The organism is Bradyrhizobium sp. BWC-3-1 (assembly GCF_032917965.1).
Taxonomy (GTDB): Bacteria; Pseudomonadota; Alphaproteobacteria; order Rhizobiales; family Xanthobacteraceae; genus Bradyrhizobium; species Bradyrhizobium canariense_D.
The window spans coordinates 230,856-243,211 of sequence record NZ_CP136625.1; the positions used below are offsets into that span (position 1 = coordinate 230,856).

Sequence of the window (12,356 nt, forward strand, 5' to 3'; positions counted from 1 at the left end):
ATTGTAGGTCCAGAACGTGGATGCCCGGGACAAGCCCGGGCATGTCGATCATCGCAGCAGCGAGTAAGTCTCAGCCCGGCGACGGGCCGTAATTGGTAAAATCGATCTTGAACATGCCGGGATCGAGCTTCTTGCTCGTATCCAGATTATAGACCGCGATCGTGGTGTCGTAGCCCTGCGGGTCGGTGACGGTCCACTGCTTCAACTGGCCGTCCTTGGCGCCGAACATCAGCAAGAGGCGACTGGTGCCGACCAGCGCCTGCTTCTCCTCGATGGTGACGCTGACGAAGACGTCGTCGGCCGAGACGTTGACGACGTTGGTGTCCTTCATCAGGTCGATGCGGTCGGACAGCAGGAAACGCAGCGGTGTCTGTGACAGCGGATAGACGTCCTGCGTCGCGAGCTTGCGGTCGCGCACCACCAGCGACGATCCGTCGGCGACGATGTCGATCGGGCTCGGCGCGTCATATTCGAAGCGCACCTTGCCCGGCTTCTGGATGTAGAAGTCGCCTTGCGTCTTGCTGCCGTCGGGGCCGACCTGGACGAAATTCCCGACCAGCGTCGACAATGACGACAAATAGGCGCTGACCTTGGCGGCCTGGGCCTTCTGGTTCGCATCGAAGGTCTGGAAGATGCTGCTCGGCACGTTGCGGCGTGGATCCGGAATCACCGGATTGGGCGGCGTCTGGGTCGCGCCGGTGACCGCGGGCCCTCCAACGGCCGGACCGCCGTCGCGGCCCTTCGGTGCAGGCTTCGGCACGGGAACGGTCTGCGCGAACGACGCCGTGATCACCATCGCGGCGGTGACGAGAATTACGCCGGCCATGCGCGCGCTCCGCGCGGCGACAATGGCAGCGAATCGAATGTCCGGATGTCTGATCAACGCGTCGTCCTGTGTGGCTGGGCGCCCTTTTAGCGTGATTTCGGCCAAAAGCAGATAACGTTTTTGCGTGAATGATGGTTTGAGGCGGCTCGCCTCACATATGGCTGTCTTCTTCCTCGACCAGGATCTCGCGCTTGCCGGCGTGGTTGGCGGGTCCGACGATGCCCTCCAGTTCCATGCGCTCCATCAGCGATGCGGCGCGGTTATAGCCGATCTGCAGGCGGCGCTGGATATAGCTGGTAGAGGCCTTACGGTCGCGTTTGACGATCGCAACAGCCTGCGAGAACAAATCGCCGCCGCCATCCGCGCCCATGGCGGACGCGTCGAACACCGCGCCGTCCTCGTCTTCGCTGGGTTCTTCGGCCGTGACGGCTTCGAGATATTCCGGCTGTCCCTGCGTCTTGAGGTGGCGCACCACCTTCTCGACTTCCTCGTCCGACGCGAAAGGTCCGTGCACGCGGCTGATGCGACCGCCCCCGGCCATGTAGAGCATGTCGCCCTGGCCGAGCAGCTGCTCGGCACCCATCTCGCCGAGAATCGTGCGGCTGTCGATCTTGGACGTCACCTGGAAGGCGATGCGGGTTGGGAAGTTCGCCTTGATGGTACCGGTGATGACGTCGACCGATGGACGCTGCGTTGCGAGGATCACGTGCAGGCCGGCGGCGCGCGCCATCTGCGCGAGGCGCTGCACCGCGCCTTCGATGTCCTTGCCGGCAACCATCATCAGGTCGGCCATTTCGTCGACGATGATGACGATGTAGGGCAGCGGGTCGAGCGAGAGCTTCTCTTCCTCGTAGATCGCCTTGCCGGTTTCCTTGTCGAAGCCGGTGTGCACCGTGCGCGTCGGCTCTTCGCCCTTGGCCTTCAATTCGAGCAAGCGCGTGTTGTAACCGTCGATGTTGCGCACACCGAGCTTGGCCATGTTCTTGTAGCGCTCTTCCATCTCGCGCACGGCCCATTTCAGCGCGACCACCGCCTTCTTCGGGTCGGTCACGACGGGCGTGAGCAGATGGGGAATGCCGTCATAGACGGAGAGTTCGAGCATCTTCGGATCGACCATGATCAGGCGGCACTGGTCCGGGCGCAGCCGATAGACCAAGCTGAGGATCATGGTGTTGATGGCGACCGACTTGCCGGAGCCGGTGGTACCGGCGATCAGCATGTGCGGCGTGCGTGCGAGGTCGATGATGACGGGATCACCGCCGATGGTCTTGCCGAGGCAGAGCGGCAGTTTCGCAACCGAATCGACAGTCTCCTTGGCGACCAGCAGCTCGCGCAGATAGACCTTTTCGCGATGCGCGTTCGGCAGCTCGATGCCGATGGCGTTGCGGCCCGGCACGACGGCGACGCGCGCCGACAGCGCGCTCATCGAACGGGCGATGTCGTCGGAAAGTCCGATCACGCGCGACGATTTGATCCCCGGCGCCGGCTCCAGCTCGTACAGCGTGACCACGGGACCCGGATGGGCCTTCACGATCTCGCCGCGAACGCCGAAATCCTGCAGCACGCCTTCGAGCGCGCGCGAATTGGTTTCCAGCTCGGCCTTGCTGAGCGGCTGGCGATCGCCGGCCTTGGGCGCGGCCAGCACCGACACGGACGGAAGCTCGAACTTGTCGGAAGATTTCTTGGAAGCAGCCTTTGGAGCAGCCTTCTTGCGCGGCGCGCGCGCGGCGGGCTCCTCCTCCTCTTCCTCCTCGTGGTCTTCTTCGTGCTCGTCCTCGTCGTGCTCGTCTTCGGACTGCGGCGAGATCGGCGGCGCGGCGCGGCCGCCACCGAGCTTCGGCTCCTGACGGCTGAAGGCAACGGCCTTGGTCTTCGGTCCGCTCGAGACCAGCGAGCGGTAGGCCGCGCCAAGCAACCAGATCAGCCGTGCCTTCGTGCTCATCAAGGCGTGGAACAGCCAGCCCAGCGATACCGAACCGCGATCGCTCTCCTCGTCCAGGTCGAGCGGCTTGTCATCGTCCTCGATCTCAGCGAGTTCGTCGTCATGCTCGCGTGCGCCGAGGCCGCAGGCGATCAGGAAGGTCGCCGCCATCGCGGCGAACAGGATCGTGCCGAGCACGATGCGATAGATCATGCCCGGCGGTCCGAAGATCACCGCGGGCGCGCGAACCAGGGCATCGCCGACCACGCCGCCGAGGCCTGTCGGCAGCGGCCAGGCGCCGCCATGTGGCCAGCAGCTGACGAAGCCCGCCGCGATCACCGTGCAGAGAATCCAGCAGCCGAGCCGCAGCGCCTCGCGGTCGAACGGGCGATGGGTCAGCATGCGCCAGCCCCAGACCGCGACGGTCAGGACCAGCATGATCGCGCCGAGCCCGAGGGTCTGCATCGCAAGGTCGGCGCCGATCGCGCCGGCATAGCCGAGAATATTGCGGATCGGCCGCGACGTTGCGTGGCTGAGGCTGGGATCCTGCACTGACCAGGTCATCAGCGCCGCCGAGGCGACGCCCGACAATGCGATCAGGCCGAGACCGCTGAGCTCGCGCACGCGCCGCGCCAGCCCCTCGCGGATCGAGGGCGGCAGATGGCTGACCAAGGGAACGACACGTTCGATTGTCGACATGCTCATGGGCCCCGCCTAACCCAGAGTCTCGACCAGGCGGTGCAGCGCCTGCGCCGTGGTCTCGCCATCCTGCACCAGCGCAAGGCGAATGTAGCCTGCGCCGGGATTGAAGCCGTCGGGCTGGAGCCGCGCCAGATAGCTGCCGGGCACCACGCGCACGCCTGCTTCCTTGAAGAGTTTCAGGCACACAGACACATCGTCGCCGATTTCGGACGTGTTGAGCCAGACGCAGAAGCCGGCATCGGGCCGGCGATAGCCGTAACGATTGCCGATGATCTGGTCGGCGAGATCGAACTTGATGCGGTAGAGCCTGCGGTTCTCCTCGACATGCGCCTCGTCGCCGTAAGCAACGGTCGCGACATGCTGCAACGGGACCGGCACCTGCGGCGCCGCGATGTTGCGCAATTCGAGGAACATGCCGATGAGTTTTTTGTCGCCGGCGGCGAAGCCGACGCGCAGGCCCGGCAGGTTCGAGCGCTTGGACAGCGACTGGAACGCGACCACGCGGGTGAAATCAGGGCCAGCGCATTCGAGCGCGCTGCCGGGCGCTTCGCGGGTGTAGATCTCCGAATAGCACTCGTCGCTGAGGATCACGAAGCCGTAGCGGTCGGCGAGCTGCTTCAGGCGAATGAAATAATCGCGCGAGGCCACCGATCCCTGCGGGTTGGCGGGCGAGGCCAGATAGAACGCCACCGTGCGCGCCAGCGTCGCCTCGTCGATGGCGTCGAGATCGGGCAGGAAGCCGTTCTCGGCGGTGGTCGGCAGGTAGACCGGCTCGCAAGCAGCGGCGCGGGCGCCGGCGCCATAGACCGGATAGAACGGGTTCGGCATCAGGATCGCGGGCTTGCCGGGACGCGGGCCGACATAGCGCGCAGCCGCGATGGCGGCGAGGAACAGCCCCTCGCGGCTGCCATTGAGGACGAGAATCTCGCTCTCGGGATTGAGCGGTCGCGGCAGCTTGAAACGCGACGACAGCCAGGCGCCCGCGGCCATGCGGAACGGGTCGGTGCCCTTGTTCGCGGGGTAACGGCCGAAATCGGCGATGTGCTTGGCCAGTACCGGGCCGACGAAATCAGGCACCGGATGCTGCGGCTCGCCGACGGCAAGCGAAATCAAAGGCTTGCCGGGCTGATGCGGTGCCAGCAGCTCGTTCAGCCGGACGAAGGGAGAGCGTTCGCTATCGGAGCTTCCACTGTCCTGCGGCGCACGGGATGAAGCGGTCATAGCCATTCTGGACGCCAGCACTCTTGGAACAGCCGGTCGCAGCACGGCGCCGGCGGGAAGCGGTTCAGTTCACCATAGATAGGGCGAGGTTAAGACGCGATTAACCATCGGTCGCCGCCTCGGTCCAGAGCAGGAATAATGACGCCACGGGCGGCTCTCGGAGCTGGTCATGCCATTGCGAGGGGGTGGACGTCTTGGCGATATCATGGCCGGGCCTGTCCCGGCCACCCACGGCCTTTCCGACGGCGTCCAAGAACGTGGATGCCCGGGACAAGCCCGGGCATGACGGCTTATGACGGCTTTGGCGGATAGGCGCCCTAATGCCCCGGCAGCTTCTCGAATGTCGCCATGCCCGCGGGGATCGCGTGGAAGTCCTGCTTGTCGCAGGTGTAGATCGCCATCTGTGGATGGAACTGCGCAGGCTCGTCCAGCGTGCCGACCTTCAGGATCGCCGCCGGCAGGCCGGGAACCTTGGTCACCAGATGGGTCCCGCATTGAGCGCAGAATTCGCGCGTGACGGCGCGTTCGAGGTCCTTGCGCGCGAATTGCTTGGGTTGCCCGGTGATGTAGCTGAAGCCAGCCGCCGGCATCGCGATGAAGGTGTTGGGCGCGCCGCCCGAGATGTACTGGCATTCGCGGCAATGACACTGCGCCTGCATCATCGGGTCGCCCTCGGCGACATAGCGCACTTCGCCGCAATAGCATCCGCCTTCCAAACGCATGACGACCTCCCGATTGTTGTTTCTTGTGGTCGATATTTCTGCGCGGGCGGTGTGGAATGGCAATCTTTTTCTTTCGCCTGGACGGACCAAGACAGACCGCCTGCAGCCGGTTCGTGCATCTATCTCTTGGCAAGTCCGCAGCCGTTGAATCCCCGGCCGCGCCAGCACCCGCTGCTCATGCACTCGGCTTCCAGCCGTGGACAAGCGGTTGAAGCGCAATCCGCGCGGCCACCCATACCGACGCATGCCGTGGCGCACCTGCTTCGCATGAACGAACAGCTCATGCCGCTTCCGGTCTGCCGCGGTTGCCCTGCGCCGGCCTGATCTGGCGGCAGCACGGCCGTCTTGTCCTCGCGCTTGGGCGCCCGCTTCGAATCAGGTTGGCCCGGACTTGCAGCGGGGCTCTGTGTCGTCAGCTTGGAGAGCTCCATCCGACACGGTCGGCTGGTATCGGTGCGGACGCCGGCGCCGGTGGTTCCTTTCAGCTCGAGTGCGAGCTTGTACTGATAGGGCGCGCCGGCTGTGCGGCGCAGCGGATCCTTCTCGCCAATCAGCCCGTTGACGGTGACAGTCGCGCTGCCATCCGCTTCGATCTTCCCGTTATAGATTGTGGCACCGGGCTTGCCCTCTTCCCCGGAGAGAGTGTGCAGCACGCCATCCTTGACGCGCAGGGCATACTGGAAATAGGCCTCGGGAAATGGGGGCTTGTTCTCGCAAGTCTCCTTCGCGATCCAGGTTCCATCGAATGCGGTTACGCGCTTGGCGGTGTCTGATGGTTTCGCCAAGGTCTCGACGCGCGATTTTGCCAGATCTGCGAACGCGCAGGCCGGGAAGCGTGCGAGGTGATCCTTGAATGCCGCGAGCGTTCCCAGCGCTTCCGCGCTACGCCAATGGTCTCCGGCCTCCGCGCAGGGATCGAGCTGAGGCGTCGCAGGCGACAACGCCGCCGTCTCGGGCTTGCCGTTCAGGTAGAACTCGCCGAAGAACGACAGCGACAGCTCCGGTACTTGCGAGCCTTTGGAGCGCTGGTAGACGCCGGCGCTGATCGTCTGAAATACCGTGTTGACGTTGCCCTTGTCGCCGATGTGCTCCAGGAACGCGCTGGTGTAGGGGCTGTTGCGGCCGCTGCCGTCGTCGGCGGTCCGGCCGGCCTGTGTCGCGTAGGAAATGATGGTGCCCTCGGGACTTTCCATCTTGGCAAGGCCGCGTGAGACGGTGACGCCACGGCCCTGTCCGACGTTTCGCCGCAACTCGTCGGCAAATGGATTGTCGCGGCAGGCGTCGAGCACGAGGATGCGCAGGTTCTTGGCCTGCTGCAGATCCGCCAGGATCTCGTCGGCGCGCACCAGACGGCGCAGATCGACCTCGTCGCGAACGACGGCATCGACAGGCACCAGATAGTTGACGCCGGCGAACTGGAGCGCGTGCCCACTGTAATAGAACAGGGCGACATCGGCGCCGCGGGCCTCACGCGCGAAGCGAAGAATGGTGTCCTGCATGGCGGACTGGTCGAGGTCGGTCGCGACCACAGGATCGAACCCCGATCGCTTGAGGGCCGCGCCGACATCGGCCGCATCGTTGGTCGGATTGGCGAGCGGGGGAACGTTTCGGTAGGCGCCGTTGCCAATCACCAGCGCGACGCGCTTGTCCGCACGGGCATCGAGGCTCGACAAAGCGAGCAACAGGAAACACCAGACCAGGCAATAGGGCAGACGCATGAAATCCTGCTCCAAACGGGGAGCATGATATTCAGCAAGCTCGCAGCAATGCAATTTAACTTATGACGGCCCAGCGGCACGGGACCAAAAGAAAGGGGCTCCAACTTGCGCTGGAGCCCCTCAACGGTCGGGACATTGCCGGGTATGTGCCCCAAACCGTAGTTGTGAGCGCGACCTCCGAGGAGGCCGCGCCCGGGAGGAGACTTACATGTTGTAGGCGCGCTCTGTGTGCTCGGTGATGTCGAGGCCTTCACGCTCGCTCTCGACATTGGCGCGGAGGCCAACGATCACATCGACGACCTTGTAGAGAATCGCCGAACCGATGCCCGACCACACCAGCGTGGTGCCGACGCCCCAGACCTGGGAGATCATCTGCGCCGCGAAGTCGTAATCGGCAACCTTCGGCGGGATCGCGGTGTAGTCGATGATGCCCGCACCACCCAGCGCCGGATTGACGAGGATGCCGGTGCCGAGGGCGCCGATGATGCCGCCGACGCAGTGCACGCCGAACACATCGAGGGAGTCGTCGTAGCCGAGCGCGTTCTTCACGACGGTGCAGAAGAACAGGCAGACCACGCCGACCACGAGGCCGAGGACGATCGCACCCATCACGCCGGAGAAGCCGGCGGCAGGCGTGACGGCCACGAGGCCCGCGACAGCGCCGGAGATGACGCCGAGCACCGACGGGTGACCCTTGATGATCCACTCCGCGAACATCCACGACAGCGCGGCGGCTGCGGTGGCGACGAAGGAGTTGGTCATGGCGAGGGCTGCGCCGCCGTTGGCTTCGAGGTTGGAGCCGGCGTTGAAGCCGAACCAGCCGACCCAGAGCAGCGAGGCGCCGATCATCGACATCGTCAGCGAGTGCGGAGCCATCAGCTCCTTGCCGTAGCCGACGCGCTTGCCGATCAGCAGGGCGCCGACGAGGCCTGCGATGCCGGCGTTGATGTGCACCACGGTGCCGCCCGCAAAGTCGATCGCGCCCTTCTTGAAGATCCAGCCTGCGTCGGCGTTGATCTCATCGAGCTTGGCCTGCGCTGCGGTCTTCGCCGCGCCATCAGCCGCAGCAGCCAGAGCCTTGGCTGCGTCCTGGATCATGTCCGGGCCGGGCCAGTACCAGACCATGTGCGCGATCGGGAAGTAGATCAGCGTGACCCAGAGCGGGACGAAGAGCGCGAGCGCCGCGAACTTCATGCGTTCGGCGAAGGCGCCGACGATGAGGGCGGGCGTGATCGCCGCGAAGGTCATCTGGAAGCACATATAGATGAGCTCCGAGATGTTGGCGTCGACCGAGAAGGTCGCGGCCTTCGAGTCGGTGGTGACGCCCATCATGAAGGCCTTGGAGAAGCCGCCGATGAAGTCGGAACCGCCGGTGAAGGTGAGGCTGTAGCCGTACACGGCCCAGATCACGGTGACGACGCAGACGGTGTAGAACACCTGCATCAGGACGGAGAGCATGTTCTTGGAACGGACGAGGCCGCCGTAGAACAGCGCGAGGCCGGGGATCGTCATCAACAGCACGAGCACTGTCGATGTCAGCATCCAGGCGTTGTCTCCCTTGTTGACCGTTGGCTCGGCGTAGGCTGCGGTCGCAGCGAACAGGCCGACTGCGAGAGCCGCCAATCCCGCGCCATAGGGACGCTTAAACGTCATTTCATTTACTCCTGATTGAATTTTGATTGAGCGCGAAATCAAAGGGCCGCAGCATCGGCCTCGCCGGTGCGGATGCGAACCGCATGGTCGAGATTGATGACGAAGATCTTGCCGTCGCCGATCTGTCCGGTTTTCGCGGCGGTCGTGATGGCGTCGATGGTCTTGTCGACCTGGTCGGAGGCGACAGCGACCTCGATCTTGATCTTGGGCAGGAAGCTCACGGCATATTCGGCGCCGCGATAGATTTCCGTATGGCCCTTCTGGCGGCCATATCCCTTGACTTCCGTCACCGTGAGACCGTGAACGCCGATGGCGGTCAGGGCGTCACGGACTTCTTCCAGCTTGAATGGCTTAATAATCGCCATAACAATTTTCATGGGTCCTATCCCCGCTTGGGCCCGGTCCGGACGTGGCCGGGCGCTTCTCGACTGGTTCGCCACGAGGGAGAAAGTTCACTACGCGGGCACAGCCAGGACCCTTAGAATCAAATGCCGTGCCAGATCGGGCGTGTTGCCTAACGGACTATGAAAACGGGTGTTTTCGCGTTTGACGCGTAGTGCGGTGCAGTGCGCCATTACGCCGCGCTCAATACCTGACCATGCCTGATTAAAATAAAGGCACGACAGGCTGTCGACACATTGGTGCTCACACGTAGGGCAGCAGAAAGGTATTTCCGTAAGGCGGACGCCTATTGCGGGGCTTGTCGTGCCGCGAAATATCGGGCCCCTCGCACTTGTGCTCACGGAATGCGCGCAACCGGCCAACCTGCTTGAGCGGGCGAGACTTGCCGGACGGGTCCCCGGCAGAGACCGTCAGGCGGCGCTGCGTTCCGCGAAGACCCGGTCGATCAGCCCCCAGTCGACCGCCTGCTGCGCGGTCATGAAATGGTCGCGGTCCAAGGTCCGTTCCACGTCCGGTTCGGGGCGCCCGCAATGCTGGGCATAGAGCCGGATGATGCGCCGCTTGGTTTCCTGCATTTCGGTGGCGTGGATCAGGATGTCGGACGCCTGGCCCTGAAAGCCGCCGAGCGGCTGATGCACGTGAAGGCTCGCATTGGGCAGGGCGGCGCGGTGACCGGGCTCGCCGGCCATCAGCAGAAACGAGCCCATCGAGCGCGCGGTGCCCATGCACAGCGTATGCACCGGCGCCTTGATGAATTGCATGGTGTCGTACATCGCAAGGCCGCTGGTGACCACGCCGCCATAGGAATTGATGTAGAGATTGATCGGCTTGTTCGGATTCTCCGCCTCCAGAAACAGGAGCTGCGCGCAGACCAGTCCGGACATCGCATCATTGACCTCGCCATTGAGGAAGATGATGCGCTCGCGCAACAGGCGCGAATAGATGTCGAAGGATCGCTCGCCGCGGGCGGATTGTTCGACGACCATAGGGACGAGCTGAAGCATGTCGCGCATCGGCGACCTCCATTTTCTGCGGGTGATGAAGTGGTGTTGGTGTCAGGCGGCCGCGCGCATCAGGCAGCCATTGCTGTTGGCCGGCTGCGGCAGCTTCATACGGATCTCGCAGGCTTGCTGGATGATGCGAAAGCGGGTGCCGCCGTCCTCGTTCGGCTCGATCCGGAAGATGACATGGCTTTCGCGAAACGGCGGTTCGGAATCGCGAAGCCGGTAGCGCACCTCCTGGCCCGGGATCGCTGATTCCGGCTCGGCGCCCGCAAGATCGCAATCCGGCAACCAGCGCTCGCGCAAAGCCGGAATGGTCACCGCGCGCCAGACCTTGGCCGGCGGCGCATCGAATTCATATTCGAGCACCAGGTCTGTTTTGAGCGCCAAGTCTGCGTCGGAGGGATCAGGCTTCACGGCGTCGCTCATTGATCCATCTCCTTCAAGAGATCGGCGAGGGCATCCATGCGTTTCGGCCAATAGGCGCGGTAGCGCGCAAGCCAGGCCCCGATCGCGGAGATTCCTTCGGGATCGACTTCGTAATTCACAAAGCGGCCCTGCCGCTGTTCGCGCACCAGGCCCGCGCCGCGCAGCACCGCGAGATGCTGCGACATCGCCGGTTGGCTGATCTCCAATCCGTCGCGCAAGGCGCTGGCATTCAGGCTTCCGCCGGCAAGCTTCTCAAAGACCTTGCGGCGGGTCGGGTCGGCCAGCGCTTTGAAGATGTCGGCTTCGATCATGGCAACACATAAGCATACGCTTATGTGTTGCGCAAGCCCAATTACTGCAGCGCCTCGCCGTGCTGCGAAATATCCAGGCCCTCGAGTTCGTGCTCGCGGGAGACCCGCAACGGCACGAACAGACCGACCAGCTTGAGCAGGACGAAGCTCATGCCTGCCGACCAGACGAAGGTGACGGCGACCCCGTAGAGCTGGATAAGAAGCTGCTGCGGATGGCCTTCGAGCACGCCGGCGGTGCCGCCGATCGCGCTCGTTGCGAACACGCCGGCCAGCAGGGTCCCGGTCATCCCCCCGATGCCGTGGACGCCGAACACGTCGAGCGAATCGTCATAGTCGAAGCGGTGCTTCAGCCAGGTGCAGGCCCAGTAGCAGACGAGGCCTGCGATCACGCCGATGACGATGCCGTGCCAGGGCGCCACGAATCCCGAGGCCGGCGTGATGGTGCCGAGGCCGGCCACCGCGCCGGAGATCATGCCGAGCACGGATGGCTTGCGCCGCGTCGACCATTCGATCGCGCCCCAGGTCAGCGCGCCGGAGCAGGCTGCGAGATGGGTCGCGATGATCGCCAGCACCGCGCGCGAATTGGCTGCGCCCGCCGAGCCGCCGTTGAAGCCGAACCAGCCGACCCACAACAGGCCGGTGCCCATCACCGCAAGCGACAGATCGAACGGCGAGAGATTTTCGGTGCCGTAGCCGTGACGGCGTCCCATCACCTTCGCCGCGACGAGGCCGGCGGTGCCGGCCGACAGATGCACCACGAGGCCGCCGGCGAAATCCAGCACGCCCATTCCGGCGAGGAAGCCGCCGCCCCACACCCAATGCGCCAGTGGAATGTAGACGAAGATGAACCAGGCCACGGAAAAGAGGAGATAAGCGGAGAACCGCATCCGGTCGGCCACCGCGCCCGCGACCAGCGCCACCGTGATGATCGCAAACGTCATCTGGTACAGCATGAACAGCGCTTCCGGGATCGTCTTCGCCGCCGGGTTGACGCTGTCCATGGTCATACCGGAGAGAAACCAGCGGTCGAGCGTGCCGATCCACGGGCCGTCGCCGACGAAGCACAACGAATAGCCGAACGCGACCCAGAGAATGGAGATGATCGTCACTGCGGCGAGGCTCTGCGCCATGGTGGCGAGGACGTTCTTCTTGCGCACCATGCCGGAATAGAACAGCGCGAGCCCCGGGATCGTCATCATCAGCACCAGCGCGGTGGCGACGATCATCCAGGCGGTGTCGGCAGTGTTGATCTCGGAGCCCGCGGCACGCGCCGGCGAAGCCATGATCGACCCAAGCCCGATCGGCGCGGCGATAGCAGCCGCGCGGCGCAACAATCCCGCCATGTCGTTTCCCCCAGCTATTGATTGTGTCGCACGCCGTGGCGCCGTTGCCCGGTGCGATCGAAGAAGAGCGTTGTCGAGCGAAGCGGTTACCGGTTCGCGAAAAGAAA

11 protein-coding genes are annotated in these 12,356 nt (G+C 64.3%); all 11 read right to left on the reverse strand.

The features are described from left to right. Positions 1 to 70: 70 nt before the first annotated feature. Positions 71 to 826 carry an outer membrane lipoprotein carrier protein LolA gene (locus RX329_RS01090; RefSeq protein ID WP_018459655.1) on the reverse strand — a complete coding sequence of 252 codons (756 nt, stop codon included), beginning with the start codon at positions 824 to 826 and terminating at the stop codon, positions 71 to 73. Between the two features lie 151 nt (positions 827 to 977). Next, the gene (locus RX329_RS01095) at positions 978 to 3,452 is read right to left on the reverse strand and encodes a DNA translocase FtsK (protein ID WP_317245489.1); all 2,475 of its coding nucleotides are present in this window, start codon (positions 3,450 to 3,452) and stop codon (positions 978 to 980) included. 9 nt (positions 3,453 to 3,461) lie between these two features. Next, on the reverse strand, positions 3,462 to 4,676 hold the full coding sequence (locus RX329_RS01100; RefSeq protein WP_162496342.1) for an aminotransferase class I/II-fold pyridoxal phosphate-dependent enzyme: 1,215 nt from the start codon (positions 4,674 to 4,676) through the stop codon (positions 3,462 to 3,464). 311 nt (positions 4,677 to 4,987) lie between these two features. Beyond that, entirely contained in the window at positions 4,988 to 5,392 is a 405-nt protein-coding gene (locus RX329_RS01105) for a GFA family protein (protein ID WP_018459659.1), read from the reverse strand. 119 nt (positions 5,393 to 5,511) lie between these two features. Continuing rightward, entirely contained in the window at positions 5,512 to 7,110 is a 1,599-nt protein-coding gene (locus tag RX329_RS01110) for a caspase domain-containing protein (protein WP_085359666.1), read from the reverse strand. Positions 7,111 to 7,314: 204 nt separating this feature from the next. After that, the gene (locus tag RX329_RS01115) at positions 7,315 to 8,763 is read right to left on the reverse strand and encodes an ammonium transporter (protein ID WP_018459661.1); all 1,449 of its coding nucleotides are present in this window, start codon (positions 8,761 to 8,763) and stop codon (positions 7,315 to 7,317) included. A 38-nt stretch (positions 8,764 to 8,801) separates the two neighbouring features. After that, positions 8,802 to 9,140 carry a P-II family nitrogen regulator gene (locus tag RX329_RS01120; RefSeq protein WP_007598642.1) on the reverse strand — a complete coding sequence of 113 codons (339 nt, stop codon included), beginning with the start codon at positions 9,138 to 9,140 and terminating at the stop codon, positions 8,802 to 8,804. A gap of 435 nt (positions 9,141 to 9,575) precedes the next feature. Then, a complete protein-coding gene (locus RX329_RS01125) occupies positions 9,576 to 10,178 on the reverse strand; it encodes an ATP-dependent Clp protease proteolytic subunit (RefSeq protein ID WP_018459663.1) in 603 nt (200 codons plus the stop codon). A 42-nt stretch (positions 10,179 to 10,220) separates the two neighbouring features. After that, positions 10,221 to 10,595 (reverse strand): SRPBCC domain-containing protein, encoded by a 375-nt coding sequence (locus RX329_RS01130; RefSeq protein WP_018459664.1) that lies wholly within the window; start codon positions 10,593 to 10,595, stop codon positions 10,221 to 10,223. Further along, on the reverse strand, positions 10,592 to 10,906 hold the full coding sequence (locus tag RX329_RS01135; RefSeq protein ID WP_018459665.1) for an ArsR/SmtB family transcription factor: 315 nt from the start codon (positions 10,904 to 10,906) through the stop codon (positions 10,592 to 10,594). Before RX329_RS01135 ends, RX329_RS01130 begins: the two co-directional genes overlap by 4 nt. 41 nt (positions 10,907 to 10,947) lie before the next feature. Next, positions 10,948 to 12,249: an ammonium transporter gene (locus RX329_RS01140; RefSeq protein ID WP_085359587.1), complete on the reverse strand. Its 1,302-nt coding sequence runs from the start codon at positions 12,247 to 12,249 to the stop codon at positions 10,948 to 10,950. Positions 12,250 to 12,356: the final 107 nt, after the last annotated feature.